This window comes from Yersinia massiliensis CCUG 53443, assembly GCF_000312485.1.
Classification (GTDB): Bacteria; Pseudomonadota; Gammaproteobacteria; order Enterobacterales; family Enterobacteriaceae; genus Yersinia; species Yersinia massiliensis.
This window is the reverse complement of the sequence record NZ_HE997644.1, coordinates 207310-230357: the sequence shown is the minus strand read 5'-3', so window position 1 is coordinate 230357 and position 23048 is coordinate 207310. Positions and strand designations below refer to the sequence as shown.

Here is a 23048-nt window from a genome sequence, read left to right as displayed (position 1 = left end):
TACAACAAACAGCTTTGCCGTTTAAACAAACCTTTTCTTTGGTTGCAAATGTAACAATTAGCGCCGTGAATTGATAATGAAAATAATTATCAATCTTGTTCGTTTTTGTTGCCCCATTAATAGATTGGTAGGGATTTTCCTCTGCTGACATTTGCTGTGGGCTTTTGCATCGGGGAAAGTTAATGAACGTAAAATGGCCGCGCCGCTCGCTGACGACCTTAGCGAGTTTGATCAGTATTAGCCTTTCAACACCGCTCTGGGCGCAAACTCAAGCTACCACACAAAATCAGGCTCAGACTACCACACAAGCTCAGGCAGAGACAGCAACCACACCGTCACAGGAAACCGCAGACGCTGGCAATAAAGCGGCAACGGGTGATACGCTCGTCGTGACCGCTCAGCAGCAAGTGCGCCAAGCATTGGGTGCCTCAACCATTACCGCCGAAGATATCCGCAAACGCCCACCGGCCAATGACCTGTCCGAAATTATCCGCACCATGCCGGGGGTGAATCTTTCCGGTAACTCCGCCAGTGGCCAGCGCGGGAACAATCGCCAAATTGATATTCGTGGCATGGGGCCAGAAAACACGCTGATTATGATTGATGGAATCCCTGTCACGAGCCGTAATGCCGTGCGATATGGTTGGCGTGGCGAGCGTGATACCCGTGGTGATACCAACTGGGTGCCCGCGAATATGGTTGAGAAAATCGAAGTTCTGCGTGGGCCGTCAGCCGCTCGTTACGGTAACGGTGCCGCCGGTGGTGTGGTGAACATCATCACTAAGCAACCGGATAAAGAGCTACACGGTAGCTGGAATGCCTACATGAATATGCCGGAGCACAGTGCAGAAGGGGCGACCCGTCGTACTGACTTCAACTTGATGGGGCCATTGACGGATACGCTGCGTTTCCGTTTATACGGCGGATACAATAAAACGGATGCGGATGCTTGGGATATCAACGCCGGTCATGAATCCGCTCGGACAGGTAACCAAGTGGGCACACTGCCTGCTGGCCGTGAAGGCGTGCGTAATAAAGATATCAATGGCTTATTGCATTGGGACTTCGCCCAAGGCCAATCACTGGAGTTCGAAGCTGGCTATAGCCGCCAAGGGAACATTTATACCGGTGATACACAAAATACCAATAGTAACGCCATTGTGCGCAGTTTATACGGCGCAGAAACTAACCGCATGTACCGTGAGAATTTCTCGGTGACACACCGTGGTTTCTGGGATAACGGCGTTAGCTCAACCTCCTATGTTCAGTATGCGCAAACACGTAACTCGCGCATCAACGAAGGCTTAGCTGGCGGTACAGAAGGCATCTTCTCGAATAACGGTTTCAGCACCATCAAACTGGATAACTATCGGGCCCACAGTGAAGTTAACGTGCCATTCGAATGGGGCTTTAATCAGGTGATGACCGTGGGTGCTGAGTGGAACGATCAGAAAATGAATGATCCGACTTCCAATACTCAAACCACGACCGAAGGCGGCAATGTTAGCGGCCTGACAGGAACGGGACGCGATACTCGTACTTCAGCGCAGATAGCCTCTGTGTTTGTTGAAGATAATATCGAGTTGACCGAGACCACCATGCTCACGCCAGCGCTGCGTTTTGATCACCATAGCACTGCCGGTAGTAACTGGAGCCCTGGGTTAAACGTGTCGCAAGAATTGGGTGATTACTTCACCATGAAAATGGGGATTGCACGTTCGTATAAAGCCCCTAACTTGTACCAAACTAACCCGAATTACTTGCTCTATAGCCGTGGTCAAGGCTGCTATGGCGGTGGCGGTAGCTGCTACCTGATGGGGAATGACTCGCTGTCGGCTGAAACCAGCGTGAACAAAGAGATTGGGTTTGAGTTCCATAATAACGAAGGCATTATTGCCGGTATCACTTACTTCCGTAACGATTATCGCAATAAAATTGAGCCAGGTTTGGTTTCTCTTGGGACGGCCAATGGCGGGACCGGTGCTTATGCAAACTCTGATATTTTCCAGTGGGAAAACGTGCCTAAGGCATTAGTGGAAGGGCTGGAAGGTAACCTGACTGTGCCATTCACCGATACGGTCCAATGGAGCAGCAATCTGACTTACATGCTGGAATCGAAGAATAAAACCACGGGCGATTACTTATCCATCACCCCTGAGTTTACGCTGAACAGTTCAGTCAGTTGGCAGGCAACGGATGACTTATCTTTACTCTCAACCGTGACTTGGTATGGCCGCCAGAAACCGAAGAAATATGATTATCAAGGGCTGCCAGTCACAGGGACTGCGCTCAATGAAGTCAGCCCATATGCCATCTTTGGCCTTAGTGGCACCTATACCGTGACCAAAAATGTCAGCGTAACCACCGGCATTGAAAACTTGTTCGATAAACGCCAGTTCCGTGCGGGTAATGCTCAGAGCGTTGCGGGCATCGCTGGAGCAGGTGCGGCGACGTACAATGAACCGGGACGCACATACTTTGTTAGCTTGAATACCCAGTTCTAATCATCTCTCTGTATTAATGACAGAAACAGTCGATATCGGCTGTTTCTGTTTCATTTACCACCAAATATCTTCCATTCGCTATTCATCGCCCCAAAAGTCCTACCGAAAGCACGAGACGCTCAGAGAGAGATGGTATCCATTCATTAATTATGGTTATTATGCGCTAGCCATTTTAGCTGATAAAACTCGGTGGCTACGGGCTAACTGAGAGCCGTTATCAATAGCTCAGTTGAATAAACTGTACATAACGATTCAGCAAAAATTTAATGTTGCTTTTATGTGAACGAATTAACACAGAGTTCAAATACTGATATGCTGGCTGGGCGAAACTGGGCGTCTTACCTTACACCTACTACCTCAGTAATGATGGCAAGTGGCAACAGATAGCCTGGCAAAATATATGACAATAAAAGCGAGGAGAGAGTCGTGCTAGAAGAATACCGTAAGCACGTAGCCGAGCGTGCTGCTGAGGGTATCGTCCCCAAGCCATTAGATGCATCTCAAATGGCCGCGCTGGTTGAATCATTAAAGAATCCGCCTGCGGGCGAAGAAGCCTTCCTGTTAGATCTACTGATTAACCGTGTACCACCGGGTGTTGATGAAGCCGCTTACGTTAAAGCCGGTTTTCTGGCTGCGATTGCCAAAGGTGATGCCCACTCCCCCCTGATTACCGCTGAGAAAGCAATTGAACTGCTTGGCACCATGCAGGGCGGCTATAATATCCATCCGCTGATTGATGCGTTAGATAATGAAAAGCTGGCTCCCATTGCGGGCAAAGCGCTATCTCACACGCTGCTGATGTTCGATAACTTCTACGATGTGGAAGAAAAAGCCAAAGCGGGTAACCCGCATGCCAAGCAAGTCATGCAGTCTTGGGCCGATGCCGAATGGTATCTTTCTCGCCCAGCATTAGCCGAGAAAATTACGGTTACCGTATTTAAAGTCACCGGTGAAACGAATACCGATGACTTGTCCCCAGCCCCTGATGCTTGGTCACGCCCTGATATTCCATTGCATGCGTTGGCTATGCTGAAGAACGCCCGCGAAGGTATCCATCCGGATAAACCGGGTAGCGTGGGTCCGATCAAGCAAATCGAAGAACTGAACAAGATTGGTTTCCCGTTGGCTTACGTCGGTGACGTAGTGGGTACCGGTTCTTCCCGTAAGTCAGCGACTAACTCCGTGCTGTGGTTTATGGGGGATGACATCCCTTACGTGCCGAATAAGCGCGGTGGTGGTGTAGTGCTGGGCAGCAAGATTGCCCCTATCTTCTTTAATACCATGGAGGATGCTGGCGCACTGCCTATCGAAGTGGATGTTGCTAAGCTCAATATGGGCGATGTGATTGATATCTTCCCGTATTTGGGTGAAGTTCGTCGTCATGATACCGGTGAGATTTTAGCTACTTTCGAGCTTAAAACAGACGTATTACTGGATGAAGTGCGTGCCGGTGGCCGTATTCCATTGATCGTGGGCCGTGGCTTGACCACGAAAGCCCGTGAATCACTGGGTCTGCCCGCTAGCGACGTATTCCGTGTGGCGAAGCCTGTTGCGAAAAGCGATAAAGGTTTCTCATTAGCCCAGAAAATGGTGGGTCGCGCTTGTGGCGTGGCTGGCGTGCGCCCTGGTGAATACTGCGAACCTAAAATGACCTCCGTGGGTTCGCAAGATACCACCGGCCCGATGACTCGTGACGAGTTGAAAGACTTGGCGTGTTTAGGGTTCTCGGCGGATTTGGTGATGCAGTCATTCTGCCATACTGCGGCTTATCCTAAGCCCGTTGATGTGACGACTCATCACACACTGCCTGATTTCATCATGAACCGTGGTGGTGTCTCGCTGCGCCCAGGTGATGGCATCATCCACTCATGGCTGAACCGTATGCTGTTACCGGATACCGTTGGCACAGGTGGTGACTCTCATACTCGTTTCCCTATTGGGATCTCCTTCCCAGCGGGTTCTGGTTTAGTCGCATTTGCCGCCGCCACTGGCGTCATGCCGCTGGATATGCCGGAGTCCGTGCTGGTGCGCTTTAAAGGGAAAATGCAACCGGGTATCACCCTGCGCGATCTGGTGCATGCTATCCCTTACTACGCTATTCAGGAAGGTCTGCTGACGGTTGAGAAGCAAGGCAAGAAGAACATCTTCTCTGGCCGAATTCTGGAAATCGAAGGTTTGCCAGAACTGAAAGTTGAGCAAGCATTCGAACTGGCTGATGCGTCTGCGGAACGTTCTGCGGCGGGTTGTACCATCAAGCTGGATAAAGCGCCGATTACTGAATACCTGCAATCTAACGTGGTGTTGCTCAAGTGGATGATTGCTGAAGGTTATGGCGATCGCCGCACACTGGAGCGCCGTATCAATGGTATGGAAAGCTGGTTAGCGAACCCGAATCTGCTGGAAGGCGATGCTAACGCTGAATATGCCGCAGTGATCGAAATCGATCTGGCTGATATTACTCAGCCAATCCTGTGTGCGCCAAACGATCCCGATGATGCTCGCCTGTTATCTGATGTTGCCAACAGCAAAATCGATGAAGTGTTTATCGGTTCTTGCATGACGAACATCGGTCACTTCCGTGCGGCGGGTAAGTTGTTGGGCCAACACAAGGGCCAATTGCCAACACGCTTGTGGGTTGCACCGCCGACCAAAATGGATGCCGCGCAACTAACAGAAGAGGGCTATTACAGCATCTTTGGTAACAGTGGTGCGCGCATTGAAATCCCAGGCTGTTCACTGTGTATGGGTAACCAAGCACGAGTGGCAGATGGTGCGACGGTGGTGTCGACTTCAACGCGTAACTTCCCGAACCGTTTAGGTACTGGGGCAAATGTGTATCTGGCCTCGGCTGAATTGGCCGCGATCGCCTCGTTGCTGGGTCGCCTACCGACACCGGATGAGTACCAAACTTATATCGCTCAGGTTGATAAGACCGCAGAGGACACTTATCGCTACCTGAACTTTGATCAGTTGACGCAATATACTGAAAAAGCCGATGGTGTGATCTTCCAAACCGCTGTCTAAGTCGATATATTCTGCACCTGCTAAACAAACGGGGGGCCATTGGCCTCCCGTTTCTATTTTAAAAACCTCATTTGATTAAAAATTTTTAGCTATTTTTTGGCTTTGCGAGCTTGCGCCAAGTGAGGGGGCTAATAACGTTTAAACTAATAATACCCTTCTTAGTTGAGGTGACGGCAGGCGTCGCGCCCCAATGATTTTGGGTACATTGATATCAGGAGGGCGTGCTATGGACTATGAATTCTTGCGTGATTTAACCGGGCAAGTGCTCGTTAGATTCTCCATGGGGCATGAAGTGATTGGGCACTGGCTCAATGAAGAGATTAAAGGTGACTTAGCCAAGCTGGATCAAATTGAAGCCGCCGCTGCTGAGGTGAAAGGCAGTGAGCGCCAGTGGCAACTCACTGGCCATGAATATACGTTGTGGTTAGACGGTGAAGAAGTGATGGTGCGCGCCAATCAACTGGATCTCGAAGGTGACGAGATGGAAGATGGCATGAATTATTACGATGAAGAAAGCCTTTGCCTTTGCGGCTTAGAAGATTTTCTTCTGGTGTTACAGGGTTACCGTCATTTTATTCAGACTAACTAGTGGCACGGCTGGCAGACCAGCAAAGCAGTGAACCGACCACGACCATTGCTACGCCCGGCCAGAAGGCGGGTGACGGGAGCGTATTGAGCCACAAGCTGGCAATCAGTATTGATAGCAAAGGTGTGAAGTAAGAGAGGGCAGCGACCAGTGTGGCGTTGCCTTTTTTCATGGCGATATCCCAACACACGTAGGCCAGTGCGGTATTCGCGCCCATCAGGAGCAGTTCAAAACTCGCCCGTTGGGTGAAGTGCAATTCACCGGGTGTCAGCATAAAGAACATCAGCCATAAACACAGGGCGCAGGCGAGTAAAAACAGCGGCAACGCGCCGGGGCCTCGGCTATATAAACGAACCAGATTTGAATAAGCGGCCCACGTCAATGCGCCCACCAGTGCCAAACTGTAAGCCAATGGGTTGCTACTGACATTGGCGCTGAGAGTTTTGATGCTCAGACCATCGCCACCGCTGACTACCCAGATAACACCAAACAGCGCAAGGGCGGCACCAAGCCATAGCCACCAACGGGCGTGCAGTTTGAGGATAGGAACCGCTAATAGCAGCGTTAAGCTCGGCCATAAATAGTTAATCAAGCCAATCTCTAGTGTTTGCTGCCGATCATTGGCCATACCGATAGCCAGCGCGAACGCCACCATATACACCACAAACAGCACACCGCAGCCATACAGATAGGCAGGATGTTGCCCGCGCAATGTCGGTTTGCCCGCCACCAACCACACTAAAACTCCACTGACAGTGTAAATAGCCGCGCCTGCGCCAAACGGCCCAAGCGTTTCGGACAGCCCGCGTGTAAGGGCAACACTCATGCTCCAAAGCAAAATCGCAATAATGCCATACAGGGTAGGGAGGCGGTTCATGGGTGGGGCAGCGTCCTTGTGCAACTTCAGAGGGAAAATAGGTTCTTCTTATACATCGCCAGTCAGGATAATGGGAATAGCGAGAGATCAATTATTAGCGAGTTAATTCTCAGAACGATAAAAATTTAGATATGGCTGATGTTGCCACTCAAAAATCCCGGCCTAAACCGGGATTTTAAATATCAACTGACCCAAGTGTTATCAAACTTCTGGCACGTTACGGCCATAGTAAATTTCCTGCATTTCTTTGTATAACAGGCGAGTAATACGCTCTCGTTCTTGTGCACTTAGCTCTTCTGGCTTGGCATTGAACAGATAATGCTTCAAATCGAAATCCTTTAGCATCATCTTGGTATGGAAAATATTTTCCTGATAAACATTCACATCCATCATGTGGTACAGCGCTTTCATATCGTCTGACATAAAGTTCTGAATCGAGTTGATCTTATGATCGATAAAGTGTTTTACCCCATTGATATCTCGGGTAAATCCTCGCACTCGATAATCCATGGTGACGATATCGGATTCCAGTTGGTGGATCAGATAATTTAGCGCTTTTAGCGGTGAGATCACTCCGCAGGTAGAGACTTCGATATCCGCACGGAACGTACATAGCCCTGCTTCAGGGTGGCTTTCAGGATAGGTATGGACGCAAATATGGCTTTTATCCAAATGAGCGACAACCGTATTGGGAAGTGGGCCAGGGTGTTCTGAGGTATCAACATCACGAGGGTCAACCGGTTCTTCGCTCACCAAAATGGTGACACTGGCACCTTGCGGATCATAATCCTGACGCGCGATATTCAATATATTTGCACCAATGATCGAGCAAGTCTCGCTCAAGATCTCGGTCAGACGGTTGGCGTTGTACTGTTCGTCAATGTAGGCGATATAGCCATCGCGATCGTCTGCGGTCTCGGCATAACAAATATCGTAAATACAAAAACTCAGGCTTTTTGTCAGGTTATTGAAGCCGTGTAGTTTAAGCTTGGACAATTTGGTTCAGCTCCTTATGGATTATCAACAACGATACCCTTCTTGTTTTTCGTTGCTGCATTTTACATGTCGCAGCGATGACTCACTTGATTAAGGCATCCAACAGATATTGTGGTAATGCAAAGCTGCCAACATGAATGTCTGGATTATAGTAGCGGCAGGTTAGGCCCGCATCGGCAAAACGCTGTTGCAGTGTAGCGCTATCTAACTGGCGTAATAATGGGTTCTGACTCGCCCAAGCGAAGGTCATAATACCACCGTAATAGGTTGGGATTGCTGCCTGATAAAAGCTGACATCGCTGAAATAGTGGCTAAGCTTATTGTGGCTGTCGACCGCTTCATCTTGTTGTAAGAAGCACACTCCGTTTTGTGCCACAAAAATGCCGCCGTCGTTCAGGCTACGTGCGCATCCTTCGTAAAAAGCTGAGGTGAACAAGCTTTCCCCAGGGCCGATGGGGTCGGTACAGTCTGAGATGATGACATCGAATTTTTCAGTCGTTTGATTAACGAAGTTAACGCCATCATCAATAACGAGCTTGAAGCGAGGGTCATCGTAAGCACCGGCGCTGTGATTTGGCAGGTATTGGCGACAGAACGAGACGACACCGGCATCAATTTCGACCATGGTGATCTGCTCGATATTTTTATGGCGGCTGACTTCGCGCAGCATTGCGCCATCACCACCACCGATGATCAGTACCTTTTTTGCGTGTCCATGGGCCAGCAACGGAACGTGAGTCATCATTTCGTGATAGATAAACTCATCACGCTCGGTGGTCTGCACGACACCATCTAAAGCCATCACTCGGCCCAGTACAGGGTTTTCGAAAATCACTAAATCCTGATGCTCGGTTTTTTCGCGGTAGAGTACGTTTTCAACTGAAAAGTACTGGCCGAAGTTGGCATGTAGTGTCTCATACCATAGTTCTTTCTGTGACATGTTCGGGGCTTCTCCTTCGCAGTAACAGCCATGAAAAATGGGGGGCAACATCATAGCCAACTCTGCCTGAGGTTGCACGGCGGAATTCCAAGCGGAAAAGATAAAGGTGGGATTGCTAGTTAGCGTAGGCCAATAAACTTAACGAGTCACGGGCTAAAGACTTGCACTTATTCGGTACAGGAATAGCAATGCCACGAAGGTCTTGGTAACTCTCTTCGCCTAAGGCTTTCATATTGAAACTATTGTAATTACGCAGGTCCCAGCGATTTTGCTGCGCAAAATAGACGATGGCCCGCTTGATTTCATTATTGGGTAGTTCGTTATACCCGCAATCATTTTTCAGATAGACGAATACCGCAGTCAGATCAGCAAGATCTTCTGCTTCAGATTCACTTAATGCAGAACTGGCAGATGAATATCCGCACAGAGTAAGCAGCAGCATAACTAACGTTGTTCTTTTCATCGCGGAGATAGGGGCTTGTTCATTGTTAACAGACGTTATCACATTGTGATGGTTCAGAGTAAATTTTATTCTCCCCGTCAATATGAGGCGGCGGGGTCAGGAGATGTCGCGATGACTTTTACTATGCGTTGTATTGATTCACAGTGTGATTGATTGCGCCTTGACCTTCCCGTTAGGGGAGGGTTTATGCTCGAGCACAATACGTTTTATCGCGAATGCGAGAACTGTTTTGTGCCATTAAGGCACTCACCTGCGATAAATACTGACTTGTCATCAGCCGTTATCGATTTTCTAGAATGGAGACGACCATGCATCGCCGTGATTTTATCAAGTTAACGGCAGCTCTTGGAGCCGCCACTTCACTGCCTTTATGGAGCCGCGCGGCTTTGGCCGCAGATTTTTCACCGTTACCCATCCCACCACTGCTCCAACCGGATACCAATGGCAAAATTAAGCTAAATATTCAGACGGGGACGATGGCTTGGGTACCTTCCGCTGCCACTCAAACTTGGGGCTATAACGGCAATTTATTGGGGCCAGCGATTCGCTTGCAACGGGGTAAGCCCGTCACGATTGATATCACCAATGCTTTACCGGAGACGACGACAGTGCATTGGCACGGTTTGGAAATCCCCGGTGAAGTCGATGGTGGCCCACAGGCGCTTATTCAGCCTGGAGCAACGCGTCAAGTTGCCTTTACTCTCGATCAACCCGCCGCAACTTGCTGGTTCCATCCCCATACTCACGGCAAAACCGGTCGTCAGGTCGCGATGGGGCTAGGCGGCTTAGTGCTCATTGATGACGCAGAAAGCGAGAAATTGCCCCTGCCTAAACAGTGGGGCGTAGATGATTTTCCGGTTATTTTGCAGGATAAGTTGCTCGGTAAAGATGGTCAGATTGACTATCGATTGGACGTTATGACTGCGGCTGTTGGCTGGTTTGGCTCCGAGATGTTAACCAATGGTGCGCGTTATCCGCAGCAAATTACGCCGCGTGGTTGGGTGCGCTTAAGGCTACTCAACGGCTGTAATGCTCGCTCACTGAATCTGGCGCTCAGCGACGGCCGACCTATGTATGTCATCGGTAGTGATGGCGGCTTATTGGCTGAACCGGTCGCGGTACGTGAATTACCCATCTTAATGGGGGAGCGTTTTGAAGTGCTGGTGGACACCTCGGATGGTAAGGCCTTGGATCTGGTGACGTTATCGGTAAAACAGATGGGCATGACATTAGCGCCATTCGATAAACCGCTACCTGTATTACGCATCCAACCTTCATTGGTCGCTGGCAGTAAAGTATTACCAGATTCGCTGGTTGTGGTGCCCGCACTCGCCAATGCGGCCGGTTTACAAGAGCGTTGGTTCCAACTGATGATGGATCCTAAGTTGGATATGCTGGGAATGCAGGCATTGATGAGCCGCTATGGCATGCAAGCCATGGCAGGTATGAGCATGGATCACGGCGGCATGGCGGGCATGGATCATGGCAATATGGCCGGTATGGGTCATGGAAAAATGAATGGCATGGACCATGGTGCGATGAAAGCAGCCCCAGCGTTTGATTTCAGCCATGCCAATATGATCAACGGCAAAGCGTTTTCGATGACGGAAGCGGCATTTGATGCCAAACAAGGCCAATATGAGAAATGGACGGTTTCTGGTGAGGGCGACATGATGCTGCACCCATTCCATGTCCACGGTACGCAGTTCCGTATTCTGACCGAGAATGGTCAGCAGCCAGCAGAGCATCGCCGTGGCTGGAAAGATACCGTGAGAGTTGAAGGCGCGCGCAGTGAAATATTAGTACGCTTTAACCACTTAGCGCCTGCTGCGATGCCTTATATGGCACACTGCCATCTGTTGGAGCATGAAGACACCGGCATGATGATGGGCTTTACCGTAAGCGCTTGAATTCATCCCCGGTAAGGTTGCCGGGGACTTTTTACGGATCAGCGTTGAGTGAATGGAAGTTACGCATCTTTTGTCACGTGAACCGTTGCGTTATAGCGCAAGAAGCTCTGCCAAGGCCGGCTGAAGACGCTGCTCGCCACTTTTTTTATCGTGCTTGATGATATAAGCCTGATAATAGCTAAACCCCTCTTTTGGGACTTCCTCAAACACCCACTCTGAACGTCGCAGTGCGAGCAATGTCTTCACTGTCAGCCATAGTCTCTGGATAAGAATACAGGCCACCACCACGCCGATAACTCTCAGTGCTAAGAGCAGATCAGGGCTAAATGTAGTTGTCAGATGCAGAGTTTGCTGTAGCGCTAAATAAATTAATGCCAGTTGTATGAGTATTTTGATGATCAGGAAACGCGTAAAAAAAGAGGACAAACGCGCCACATTGATAAAACAAGGGTTCTTTAACGATGAGCGAGTTTCCCGCACCGGTATACCTTGTACATAAGTTATCCATTGTGTTTTATCAGTATTAAGATTGACGAAGCCTTTTTCAGTTTGATGATGTAAAGCGATAGAGACCCATACGCTAAAAGCTAACCCAATAATGAGTAAGTAAAAGGCGGAGGCGCTGAGGCCAACAAATGAAACAAGCAGGCATAACATCGCGATGACCGCAATTTTTGCAGAGGAAACTAGCATATTGGCGGATTGATAGTTCATCCAAACAGTCCTTTCTTATAAATTAGTTAGCAAGTTAGTCATTTCTATAATTGATTCAATAATTATACCTTGTAAAACTCATCGGCAAGGTCAGTAGTCAGAGTTCTTCAACACTTTTCAGATCTTTTCCTCGCGGGGATTAATCTTTTTGTTTCACTGCTATCAATGCATCTATGAGGGCATTTTTGCTATACTCTGCGCCCTCAAACGCTGGCTGTCACTACAGGGTATTCCCTGATTTGTGTTAAGCTAAGGGCATTACTCTGTATCCATAAGCCAATCTTAATCAGTGCGTTATGGGTATAAAATCAATTAATTCAAATAGGTATGTTGGCTGTGAAACATATTGTAGAAGTCATGATTTCCGAACAGGAAGTAAAGACCCGTATTGCCGAATTAGGCCGCCAAATCTCAGAACACTATCGCGATAGCGGCAGTGAAATGGTACTGGTCGGGTTGCTTCGTGGTTCATTTATGTTTATGGCTGATTTATGTCGTGCCATAGATGTTTCTCATGAAGTCGATTTTATGACGGCCTCCAGCTATGGCAATGGCATGAGTACGACTCGCGATGTCAAAATCCTAAAAGATCTGGATGAAGATATCCGTGGTAAAGACGTGCTGATTGTTGAAGACATCATCGACTCCGGTAATACGTTGAGTAAAGTGCGTGAGATTCTGCAACTGCGTGGACCAAAATCACTGGCTATCTGCACCTTGTTAGATAAGCCGCAGCGTCGCGAAGTCCAAGTGCCTGTTGAGTGGGTCGGTTTTGCGATTCCAGATGAATTTGTTGTGGGCTATGGTATTGATTACGCCCAGCGTTATCGGCACTTACCTTATGTCGGTAAAGTGGTGATGTTAGACGAATAAGCACCACTCACTTTAGGCGCACGCAAACTGTTTTAGTTTGATACGCCTTTTTAAAGATAAAGTGTGCGGTTTTAACTGATTCAGCGCGGTATTGATTGATGGGAGAGGGCGCGTTTTACCGTACCCTCCCATAGACTGATTAGTCTTCTTTGGTTTTTTGCTGCAACAACTCAGCCATGGCTTTGCGATAGACCATTTCAAGGCTACCTAAGCTGGTGGCAGATACTTCTAAATCACGCAGTAAGCCGTCTTCAATCCCGTATACCCAACCGTGAATCATCGCTTTTTGTCCACGCTTCCACGCTGAACGAACAATCGTCGAATGACCTAAGTTGTACACTTGTTCTACCACGTTAATTTGGCATAACACATTGCTACGTTCTTCTTGCGGGAGTTCGCCCAGCAGTGAACTGTGCTTATACCAAAGATCACGGATGTGCAGTAACCAGTTATCAATCAACCCCATCTCTTCGCCTTTGATGGCGGCTTCAACACCACCGCAGCCAAGGTGACCACAAATAATGATGTGTTCAACTTGTAGAACGTCGATGGCGTATTGCACCACGGACAAGCAGTTAAGATCGGTATGGATAACCAGGTTTGCAACATTACGGTGAACAAATAACTCGCCAGATTTCAAACCGGTAAGCTGCTCCGCAGGGACGCGACTGTCTGAACAGCCAATCCACAGGAAGCGAGGTTTCTGGGCTTCTGCCAGGTGCTCAAAAAAACCGGGATCGTCTTTACTGATGGTGTTTGACCATGTCCGATTGTTCGCGATGAGCTTTTCTATTTCTTTCATGAATGTAAATAGCCTGTAATGAACGGATTGCGATAGAATAATATACGGCAATGATTCCAATTTTGAAATCGGAACTGTGGTTCCTTTGATGACGCAATTTTGTCTGCGTAACATCGACTCGGTGTCTGTTTGGATCCCTTTTACTCTCAATGGTTTGCTTCAATGAGGGTAGATTAAGCAAGTGATGAATGTATTGCGGCACCCGAGATACCCATTGAATAAGGTCCTTTTTTACTTATGACATATGCACTGGAAATAACGCAACTGACCAAAACCTATGCAGGTGGCGTTCAGGCACTGCGTGGGATTGATCTGCACGTAGAGGCAGGCGACTTTTATGCTCTGCTCGGGCCAAATGGTGCGGGTAAATCTACCACCATTGGGATTATCAGTTCATTGGTGAACAAAACATCGGGCAAAGTGAATGTGTTTGGTTACGATATCGACCAGGACATCGTGAATGCTAAACGTCAGCTTGGGTTAGTGCCACAAGAATTTAACTTTAATCCGTTTGAGACGGTCTTGCAGATTGTGGTCACACAAGCAGGATATTACGGTGTGACGCGACGTGAAGCGCTGCAACGTGCTGAAAAATATCTCAGCCAGTTGGATTTGTGGAGCAAACGTGATGAACGTGCGATTCGTTTATCGGGTGGGATGAAGCGCCGTTTGATGATCGCTCGTGCCCTAATGCATGAACCTAAACTACTGATTCTCGATGAGCCTACCGCTGGTGTCGATATCGAATTGCGCCGTTCGATGTGGGGCTTCCTGAAGGAACTGAATGCACAGGGAACCACTATCATCCTGACCACGCACTATTTGGAAGAAGCTGAAATGCTGTGCCGCAATATCGGCATAATCCAGAACGGGGAGTTGGTCGAAAATACCACGATGAAGGAGTTGCTGGGTAAACTCGAATCCGAAACCTTCATTTTTGATTTGGCGATCAAGAGCCCCCTACCTAAGCTGGAAGGCTATAGTTATCGTTTGACAGACACCTCAACGTTAGAAGTTGATGTAAAGCGTGAACAGGGGCTCAATGGGCTATTTAGCCAACTGAACGCACAAGGAATTCAGGTACAAAGTATGCGCAACAAGGCTAACCGTCTGGAAGAGCTATTTGTCACCTTAGTCAATGGCAATGGGGGAGAAAAAGCATGACCCGCCTGTATTGGGTAGCTCTACAGAGTATTTGGATCAAAGAGATCACGCGTTTTGCGCGTATCTGGATTCAAACACTGGTGCCGCCAGTGATCACCATGTCGCTCTATTTCGTTATTTTTGGCAACCTGATCGGGTCCAGAATCGGGGATATGGGGGGCTTTGACTACATGCAGTTTATCGTCCCTGGCCTGATTATGATGGCGGTGATCACGAACTCATATGCCAACGTCGCGGCGTCATTCTTTGGGGCAAAATTCCAGCGTAGCATTGAAGAGTTGCTGGTAGCACCCGTGCCAACCCATATCGTGATTATCGGTTATGTCGGCGGTGGGGTAGCGCGCGGTATCTGTGTCGGTATTCTGGTCACCATTATCTCGCTGTTCTTTGTGCCGCTGCACGTCCACTCTTGGGCAATGATTGCGCTGACACTATTGCTGACCGCAATAGTCTTTTCTCTCGGTGGTTTGTTGAATGCGGTATTTGCCAAAACATTCGATGATATTAGTTTGGTGCCAACCTTTGTGTTAACGCCATTGACCTATCTGGGCGGGGTATTTTACTCATTGTCACTTTTGCCGCCGTTCTGGCTGGCCGTGTCGAAGCTCAATCCTATCGTATATATGATCAGCGGCTTCCGCTATGGGTTCCTCGGTATTACCGATGTGCCACTGGTGTTTACCATCGGTGTGTTGGTGGTGTTTATTGCAGTGTTTTATGCATGGGCTTGGTTTTTGATTGAACGTGGGCGTGGGCTTCGTACCTAAACGCGACAGCGGTGTTGGCTACGTTCACTTACCCGAATCACATTACTAGTGTATGTGATTCGGGATGTCATCTCTCTATCATGGCAAATCGCTTTACATGGCTCGTGAATTAATCGTTAGTTAATTGTTGTTAATGCTGGAATTTAATCGTAATAAATAATGTCTTTGTCCAATATCGTCTTTCTCAACTCTCTGCGTCTCATGCTATGCTAGCGCACCAGATTTTCTCCCTTTTCAATCCAGCGCCGAATGCGCATAAGTAGAACGATAATGTGGCATAAAAACAGAATAGCTATTGGGATGCTACTCGGTGTTGTCATGTCGGTAATGATGCCGGCAACCCATGCAGATCTCTTGCCTGAAGAAGCGGTACTCCTCCCGAAATATATGGTTGCGGAACGCGATAGCGAAATATATTCGCTCGTCGGCGAACGGGTCATTCCTGTCGGTGAGATAAAAGAAGATCAACTTATTCAGGTGTTGCCTGCTGCGGCAGAATACTATGAATTTAAATTTGGTAACGGTATTGGTTTTATTGATAAAAACGATTTACGCGATATCAATAAAGCGCGAAAAACCAATGATATTCTAGGCGATCTGAATAAACCGTTGCCGAACCAAAATATTCTGATCAAACGTACTACTACGGTTTATCTCGCGGCGGATGCCGACAGCGAGCAATTTGCCACGCTGGAAGAGAATTTGCGCTACCCCATTGTCGGTAAGCTGAAAGATAAGTCAGGTAATACTTGGTATCAGGTCAATATTGGGGACCGCTTGGGGTATGTCAGCAGTGTTGATGCTGAAATCGACAACGGTATTCCCATTCTGACTTATCACCATATGCTGCGAAATGAGGAAAATAAGCGTTTCTTAAATACCTCGACCACCACGTCTGATGCGGCATTCAGTAACCAGATGACCTATCTCAAGCAGACGGGTTACGACACCATTTCGCTTTATCAGCTTGAAGGCTATCTGAACAATAAGATAAACCTGCCAGCAAAAGTCGTGGTGCTGACATTTGATGATGGCCTTAAATCCGTCCATCGCTATGCGTACCCCATTTTGAAAGAAAATGGTTTCCGAGCCACGGCGTTTATTATTTCATCTCGAATTAAGCGGCACCCACAAAAATGGAATCCTGACTCATTACAGTTTATGAGTATTGCTGAGCTGAAAGAGATTCAGGATGTATTTGATATTCAATCTCATACACATTTTTTACATCGGACAGATAATAAGCGTAACCCAATTTTATTGAGTCGTTCTTATCATAATATTGTTTTTGATTTTGAGCATTCACGCCGTGCGTTATCGCAATTTAATCCGCATGTTATTTTCCTGTCATACCCCTTTGGCGGGTTTAATCAAACCGCCATTGATGCAGCAAAAAATGCAGGTTTCCATTTAGCGGTGACGACGATGCAGGGCAAAGTTAAACCGGGTGATAATCCATTTACACTGAAGCGGCTTTATATTTTGCGTACTGATTCAATTCCAACCATGGCCGAGCGGATTGCCAATGAGCCAGGTCAGGTGACGCCAGCTCCAGCAGTGATGGAGTCTGATTAGCCAGTTGGTTATATAGGCGGATAAAAAGAAAAATGGCGCTCTCGTAAGGCGCCATTTTTTATCGCATAAAGCCAGTAAGTGAACGTAGCCAATACGGCTGTCGCGTTAAGATCGAAGGGGAATACCCAAAGTCATTGGCGTGACAGCAAGGCGGCAAGTAAACGCATCCCGATGAGCTTGCATCAGTAAGTGATTCGGGTAAGTGAACGTAGCCAACACCGCTGTCGCGTTAAGATCGAAGGGAAATACCCAAAGTCATTGGCGTGACAGCAAGGCGGCAAGTAAACGCATCCCGATGAGCTTACATCAGTAAGTGATTCGGGTAAGTGAACGTAGCCAACACCGCTGTCACGTCAAGGGCGAAGGGTAATTAGGCAACCTGAACCGGAACAGCCTTAGCCCTACGCTGCAACTGATTCTCACCCTCGAAATAAGCGACTTTCGGGTGATGCAGGCGAGCCTCAGCATCTGACATCTGCACATATGAACAGATAATCAGCTTATCGCCCACACAAGCGCAGCGCGCTGCTGCGCCATTCACAGAGATAATCCGTGAGCCACGCTCAGCAGCGATGGCATAAGTAGAAAAACGCTGACCATTATCAACGTTATAAATATCGATCGCTTCATATTCCAGAATACCCGCGGCTTCCAGAAAATCCTGATCAATGGCGCAGGAACCTTCATAGTGCAAATCAGCTTGAGTGACTTTGACTCGATGCAGTTTGCCTTGCAACATAGTGCGTATCATAACTCTTACCTTTGACCCCGATTAAGCGAAACCCGATTCTGTCATCAACTGATCCCGAACCAATTGCTCAGTTTTGCTGATTTTATATCACTTGTCTATCACGATGCGATAGAAATGCCCCAATGAGAATCAGTCGCGCAGATTCACTTGCTGGTTATCGATTAGCCGCGCTTTACCTAACCAAGCCGCCATTAGAATCACGGCTTGTTTGCTGTCTACCGTCAGTGATTGCAAGGTCTCTGCGTCGCGGATAAACAATTCATCTGGGGTAAAACCGGCAAGCCGTAACTGCTCGGCAGTCTCTGCGAGTAAATCATCAATTTGCCGTTCACCGGCGGTGAGCTTCTCTGCCAGTGCTTGCATGATCTTATAGAGCTGGGGAGCAATTTTCCGCTCTTCGGCAGTCAAATATCCATTACGTGAGCTTAAGGCTAATCCATCTTTAGCGCGGACAATCGGGACGCCGACAATATTGATGTCGTATCCCATATCCGCCACCATTTTGCGGATCAGTGCTAACTGCTGGTAATCTTTTTCGCCAAAACAGGCAATATCCGGCTGCACCAGATTAAACAGCTTGCTAACAATGGTTGAAACACCACGGAAATGCCCAGGGCGGCTAGCGCCTTCCAAAATGGTCGATAGCGCCGGCACGTCAACATACGTCTGACTTTCTAGCCCTGCGGGATAAACATCGGCGGCGGCGGGGGCAAACACTAAATCAACGCCGTGTCGCGTCAGCTTTTCGCAATCTTCTTGCAAGGTTCGTGGGTAGTGAGCCAAATCATCAGCACGTTCAAATTGCATTGGGTTGACGAAAATACTCACCACCACCACATCAGCGCGAGTTTTGGCATCTTCCACTAACGTCATATGCCCTTCATGTAGGTTGCCCATCGTGGGGACCAACGCGACACGCTTACCCTCTTGACGCCAACGGCGCATTTGCTGGCGTAGGAGTGGCAGAGTTTCGATTATCAGCATTTCTTTCCTCCCCCCTTTACGCTTGACGTTGTAGGGGGGAGCGAGGTTCATATACCCGATGAACTGAATTGAGTCCGTTCATCGGTGTACATGCTCTTGCTATCAACTACAATGCCAAGTTCTATGGAGATAATTTGTCAATAATAACTTACTGGAAGGTGTGCTCTTCAGCAGGGTAGACACCACTTTCAACTTCTTGGATATACAGCTTAATGGCCGCGCGAATATCACCCGCACTTTGCGCTAAGAAGTTTTTGCTGAATTTAGGGGTATGACCGCCTGTAATGCCCAGCGCATCATGCATAACGAGAATCTGGCCATCGGTCACATTTCCTGCACCAATCCCAATAACTGGGATCGATAGCTCTTCACTGACTTGTTTTGCCAACGCAACGGGAACGCACTCCAACACCAATAATTGCGCACCGGCAAGTTCGAGGGCCAAGGCATCTTTTAGCAACTGATTGGCCGCCACTTCTTCACGGCCTTGCACTTTGTAACCGCCAAAGATATTCACTGACTGTGGTGTTAGCCCTAAGTGGCCGCAAACAGGAACGGCACGCTCTGCTAACATGCGAACGGTATCGCATAACCAGCTACCGCCTTCCAGTTTGACCATGTTGGCCCCAGCACGCATCAGCTCTGCCGCATTAGTAAATGTTTGCTCCGGTGTGGCATAACTCATAAACGGCATATCAGCCAATAACAGGCAATGAGGCGCGCCACGGCGCACGGCACGGGTATGGTATGCCACATCAGTGATGGTGACCGGGAGCGTTGAGTCAAACCCTTGCAAGGTCATACCGAGTGAATCTCCCACCAGCAGGACTTCAATACCCTGCTCGGCGAATAACTGGGCAAAACTGGCATCATAGGCGGTCAGTGTGGCGAACTTACGCTTTTCTTGTTTCCATTGGCGTAAGTGGCTCATGGTGGTGGCTTTCATCACTCTTTCTCCTGAAATGGGGTTAAAATGGAAAGGAGATATCAGATAGGAATAGTAGGCTTATTATCGTTCGAGATTATCAGTGTTTGGGGCGGGTTACCAAGGTACAAGACCATTTTTATCCACTAATGCTAAGCGCGTAGCAAGTGCTTCGCCATCGGGGAAAATGAGATCAGGTGCGATGTCTGCGAGTGGATACAACATAAACTCACGCTCTTTCAAACCATAATGCGGTACTGTCAGGCGGTCAGTTGTTATCACCTGATCGCCGTACAGCATAATATCCAGATCCAATGTCCGCGGTCCCCAGCGTTGTTCTTTCCTGACTCTCCCCTGATTGCGCTCAATGGCTTGAGTGTGATCCAGCAATTGCTCTGGTGGCAGTGACGTATCCAGAGCAACCACCGCATTGAGAAAATCGGGTTGATCCTGCGGGCCTAAGGGCTTGGTGCGATAAAAAGGCGAACACGCCACTAACCGAGTGCGCGGCAAATGTGCCAATGCCTCCAACGCAGTTTTAACCTGCTGAAGTGGTATGGACTGATTACTTCCCAGCGCGATATAGACTCGGATCATGATGCGAATTATGCCCCTTCTTTGCGTGGCGCAGGTTTACGCGGGCGACGAGTTCGGGAGCGGCGTGGTGCCGGATCTGCCCCTAATGTATTCAGCATATTTTTCTGTTGCAGTGGCGTTGCTTCTTGGAATTCCCCCCACCACTGTGCAAGACGTTGCAACTCATGGTTGTTTTCCACTTCGGCACGCAGCGCCAATAGATCATAAGCAGCGCGGAATTTAGGATGCTCCATCAGCTTGTGCGCACGTTTACCTTGGCGGCGAGACAGACGTAATTGCAGCAGCCAGATATCCCGTACCAACGAAGTAATACGCTTTGGTATCGCCAGTGAACGGCACTCTTCATCCAGCACATCGTTCATTGCCAAAGCGAAAGCATCGTAGTAGGCCAGCCCACTTTCTTGCGTTAACTTCTGCGCATGCTCAATCAGTGGGTACCAAAGCATCGCGGCAAACAAGAAGGCCGGATTGACGCGCTGATCATTATGCAGACGATGGTCAGTGTTTTTCAGCACTTGAACCAGTATGCGCTCCATCGGGGAGTCATGCTGCTCAGTAAAGTTACGGGCAATCAGCGGGAATAATGGCTGGAACAGTTGGTATTCACACAGTTTTAAATAGGTTTTGTAGCCATAACCCGATTGCAGCAGTTTGAGAGATTCCTCAAACAAACGAGCGGGTGGGATATCACGCAACAATGATGCCATACGCGGGATTGGCTCAGCGGTTTCTGGGCTGATCGTCATATCCAATTTAGCGGCAAAACGCACTGCTCGCAGCATCCGCACCGGATCTTCACGGTAGCGTGTTTCTGGGTCACCAATCAGCCGGATAATGCCCTCATTCAGATCACGTAAGCCACCGGTGTAATCACGCAGCGCAAAATCTGAAATGCCGTAATAGAGGCTATTAATGGTGAAATCGCGACGTTGTGCGTCATCTTCAATGGTGCCAAAAATGTTGTCACGCAACAGCATGCCATTTTGTGCCTGCTGGGAAGAGTTTTTATCACTATCTTCGGCTTGCTGTTGCTCGTGGTGACCGCGGAAGGTCGCTACTTCAATAATTTCTGGGCCAAACATGACGTGGGCCAGACGGAAACGGCGGCCGACCAGACGGCAGTTACGAAATAATTTCCGCACTTGTTCTGGGGTCGCGCTGGTGGTGATATCAAAATCTTTGGGCTTTTTGCCCAGCAACAAGTCGCGAACACCGCCGCCAACCAGATAGGCTTCATAGCCAGATTTATTCAGGCGATAGAGCACCTTCAGCGCATTATCGCTGATTTCTCTACGAGAAATATTGTGCTGATCTCGCGGAATAATCGTCATTGGACTCTCTTGCGAAGCCGATGCCGCATGATTCTTGCGCCCAGTATTTGCTCTGGCGGGCCTTCTTTCTTTGCGGGCCACGTTATCTTCACCGCGCACATTATCTTTACGGGTACTGCTATCACGGGCCGAGTCGTCACGGTCAGTTTTGCTATCGCGGGTCGATTTATCATCGCGAATCAGTACTTTACGGCAGAAATTGGCTACTCGGGTAAAAATGGTACACCTCGATAGTGGCTAATAAATATCAGAACGACAGAAAAACAGCGGCTAATCATAGCTCACCATACTTCTTTTGAGAATGCTGTTGTGTTTTCAGCGGCAATTATCAGCCTGCTGAAATTGGGCCTATTGACCCTGAAATCCTGAGGCAGGAATAGTTGCCAACGTCCAGTTTTCGACGGCAAAACGTAATAATAATGTTAAATCAAGATCTTGCCAATTTTCAGGTAACGGTTGACGCAAAAACGTCAGCGCTTCAACTAACACTGGTCGCGGATCACCATTTGGCAGCGGCGGCGCATGATTTTGCTTGGATAGCTTATTACCGTCATGATTCAACGCCAATGGCAAATGCACATAGCTGGGAACCGGTTGCTGCAACTGTTGATAAAGCGCGATTTGGCGCACCGTCGGCTCAATCAAATCAGCTCCGCGCACGATTTCCGTGACACCTTGAAAAGCGTCATCGACCACAACAGCCAGATTATAGGCGAATAAGCCATCTCGGCGGCGAATAATAAAATCTTCTTTTGCCAGTGCAGGATCGGCATGCAGTTCACCGAGCAATTTATCATAAAAGGCATAAACCGGCAGAGTCTGTCGCAAGCGAATGGCGGCACCGTTGGCGGGCAAATGGCGTTCACGGCAATAACCGTCGTAGTAGCCCCCGATTTGCTGAATTCGGCTACGGGTACAAGTGCAATAATAGCTCAGCTCTTGTTGCGCCAACCAGTCTAATGTTGCGCGATAAGCTTCATGGCGCTGAGACTGATAGATAACAGAGCCGTCCCAATGAAGACCATAATGGTCTAATGTGGCGAGAATGCGTGCCGCTGCACCTGGGATTTCACGTGGGGGATCAATATCCTCAATGCGAACGAGCCATTGCCCACCTTGAGCGCGAGCTTGCAAATAGCTCCCCAGTGCCGCAATCAATGAACCGAAATGCAAATCGCCAGAGGGGGAGGGCGCAAAGCGGCCGACATACTGATTCTGCTTAGGGTCAGAGTGATGGATATTATCGGGCATAAAAATAGGGAAAG

21 protein-coding genes are annotated in these 23048 nt (G+C 48.6%); 9 read left to right on the top strand and 12 right to left on the bottom strand.

The window, feature by feature from the left end:
- Nucleotides 1-182: 182 nt before the first annotated feature.
- The 3 genes from BN68_RS10120 to yacL all read left to right on the top strand — a co-directional run bounded on the left by BN68_RS10120 (nt 183) and on the right by yacL (nt 6117).
- Nucleotides 183-2504, top strand: a complete 2322-nt coding sequence (locus BN68_RS10120) for a TonB-dependent siderophore receptor (RefSeq protein WP_019211055.1) — start codon at nt 183-185, stop codon at nt 2502-2504.
- 426 nt (nt 2505-2930) lie between these two features.
- Nucleotides 2931-5528, top strand: a complete 2598-nt coding sequence (acnB, locus tag BN68_RS10115) for a bifunctional aconitate hydratase 2/2-methylisocitrate dehydratase (protein WP_019211054.1) — start codon at nt 2931-2933, stop codon at nt 5526-5528.
- Nucleotides 5529-5754: 226 nt separating this feature from the next.
- A complete protein-coding gene (yacL, locus tag BN68_RS10110; protein WP_019211053.1) occupies nt 5755-6117 on the top strand; it encodes a protein YacL in 363 nt (120 codons plus the stop codon).
- Here yacL and yddG read toward each other — a convergent pair.
- The 4 genes from yddG to BN68_RS10090 all read right to left on the bottom strand — a co-directional run bounded on the left by yddG (nt 6110) and on the right by BN68_RS10090 (nt 9390).
- On the bottom strand, nt 6110-6991 hold the full coding sequence (gene yddG, locus BN68_RS10105; RefSeq protein ID WP_019211052.1) for an aromatic amino acid DMT transporter YddG: 882 nt from the start codon (nt 6989-6991) through the stop codon (nt 6110-6112). The genes yacL and yddG overlap by 8 nt on opposite strands.
- Nucleotides 6992-7192: 201 nt before the next feature.
- Nucleotides 7193-7987, bottom strand: a complete 795-nt coding sequence (speD, locus tag BN68_RS10100) for an adenosylmethionine decarboxylase (RefSeq protein WP_019211051.1) — start codon at nt 7985-7987, stop codon at nt 7193-7195.
- A gap of 82 nt (nt 7988-8069) precedes the next feature.
- Entirely contained in the window at nt 8070-8927 is an 858-nt protein-coding gene (gene speE, locus BN68_RS10095; protein ID WP_019211050.1) for a polyamine aminopropyltransferase, read from the bottom strand.
- A 115-nt stretch (nt 8928-9042) separates the two neighbouring features.
- A complete protein-coding gene (locus tag BN68_RS10090) occupies nt 9043-9390 on the bottom strand; it encodes a YacC family pilotin-like protein (protein ID WP_042806629.1) in 348 nt (115 codons plus the stop codon).
- Between the two features lie 308 nt (nt 9391-9698).
- On the opposite strand from BN68_RS10090, the gene cueO reads away from it, so the two are divergent.
- Complete coding sequence (gene cueO / locus BN68_RS10085; RefSeq protein ID WP_019211048.1) at nt 9699-11300, top strand: multicopper oxidase CueO; 1602 nt, start codon at nt 9699-9701, stop codon at nt 11298-11300.
- 90 nt (nt 11301-11390) lie between these two features.
- On the opposite strand, the gene BN68_RS10080 is transcribed toward cueO, so the two are convergent.
- A complete protein-coding gene (locus BN68_RS10080) occupies nt 11391-12014 on the bottom strand; it encodes a hypothetical protein (RefSeq protein ID WP_019211047.1) in 624 nt (207 codons plus the stop codon).
- A gap of 336 nt (nt 12015-12350) precedes the next feature.
- Here BN68_RS10080 and hpt point away from each other — a divergent pair, with 336 nt between their 5' ends.
- The gene (gene hpt, locus BN68_RS10075; protein WP_042806689.1) at nt 12351-12887 is read left to right on the top strand and encodes a hypoxanthine phosphoribosyltransferase; all 537 of its coding nucleotides are present in this window, start codon (nt 12351-12353) and stop codon (nt 12885-12887) included.
- Nucleotides 12888-13026: 139 nt separating this feature from the next.
- Here the strand turns inward: hpt and can are convergent, their stop codons facing one another.
- Nucleotides 13027-13689 (bottom strand): carbonate dehydratase, encoded by a 663-nt coding sequence (gene can, locus BN68_RS10070; protein ID WP_019211045.1) that lies wholly within the window; start codon nt 13687-13689, stop codon nt 13027-13029.
- 237 nt (nt 13690-13926) lie between these two features.
- Between can and BN68_RS10065 the strand changes: the two genes are divergently transcribed.
- From BN68_RS10065 to BN68_RS10055, 3 genes are all read left to right on the top strand, one after another.
- The gene (locus tag BN68_RS10065) at nt 13927-14853 is read left to right on the top strand and encodes an ABC transporter ATP-binding protein (RefSeq protein ID WP_019211044.1); all 927 of its coding nucleotides are present in this window, start codon (nt 13927-13929) and stop codon (nt 14851-14853) included.
- Entirely contained in the window at nt 14850-15620 is a 771-nt protein-coding gene (locus BN68_RS10060) for an ABC transporter permease (protein WP_019211043.1), read from the top strand. The genes BN68_RS10065 and BN68_RS10060 overlap by 4 nt, the downstream gene beginning before the upstream one ends.
- Before the next feature lie 270 nt (nt 15621-15890).
- Nucleotides 15891-17195, top strand: coding sequence for a polysaccharide deacetylase family protein (locus tag BN68_RS10055; RefSeq protein WP_042806627.1), 1305 nt, complete (start codon nt 15891-15893; stop codon nt 17193-17195).
- Nucleotides 17196-17565: 370 nt separating this feature from the next.
- Here the strand turns inward: BN68_RS10055 and panD are convergent, their stop codons facing one another.
- From panD to pcnB, 5 genes are all read right to left on the bottom strand, one after another.
- Nucleotides 17566-17946: an aspartate 1-decarboxylase gene (panD, locus tag BN68_RS10050; RefSeq protein WP_019211042.1), complete on the bottom strand. Its 381-nt coding sequence runs from the start codon at nt 17944-17946 to the stop codon at nt 17566-17568.
- Between the two features lie 129 nt (nt 17947-18075).
- Nucleotides 18076-18930, bottom strand: coding sequence for a pantoate--beta-alanine ligase (gene panC, locus BN68_RS10045; protein ID WP_019211041.1), 855 nt, complete (start codon nt 18928-18930; stop codon nt 18076-18078).
- 148 nt (nt 18931-19078) lie between these two features.
- Nucleotides 19079-19876 (bottom strand): 3-methyl-2-oxobutanoate hydroxymethyltransferase, encoded by a 798-nt coding sequence (panB, locus tag BN68_RS10040; RefSeq protein ID WP_019211040.1) that lies wholly within the window; start codon nt 19874-19876, stop codon nt 19079-19081.
- A gap of 96 nt (nt 19877-19972) precedes the next feature.
- Entirely contained in the window at nt 19973-20452 is a 480-nt protein-coding gene (gene folK / locus BN68_RS10035; protein WP_019211039.1) for a 2-amino-4-hydroxy-6-hydroxymethyldihydropteridine diphosphokinase, read from the bottom strand.
- 8 nt (nt 20453-20460) lie between these two features.
- On the bottom strand, nt 20461-21783 hold the full coding sequence (gene pcnB, locus BN68_RS10030) for a polynucleotide adenylyltransferase PcnB (RefSeq protein WP_315850419.1): 1323 nt from the start codon (nt 21781-21783) through the stop codon (nt 20461-20463).
- A 27-nt stretch (nt 21784-21810) separates the two neighbouring features.
- On the opposite strand from pcnB, the gene BN68_RS24335 reads away from it, so the two are divergent.
- Nucleotides 21811-22017, top strand: coding sequence for a hypothetical protein (locus tag BN68_RS24335; protein ID WP_042806688.1), 207 nt, complete (start codon nt 21811-21813; stop codon nt 22015-22017).
- A gap of 114 nt (nt 22018-22131) precedes the next feature.
- Here the strand turns inward: BN68_RS24335 and gluQRS are convergent, their stop codons facing one another.
- Complete coding sequence (gene gluQRS / locus BN68_RS10020) at nt 22132-23034, bottom strand: tRNA glutamyl-Q(34) synthetase GluQRS (protein ID WP_019211037.1); 903 nt, start codon at nt 23032-23034, stop codon at nt 22132-22134.
- Nucleotides 23035-23048 lie beyond the last annotated feature (14 nt).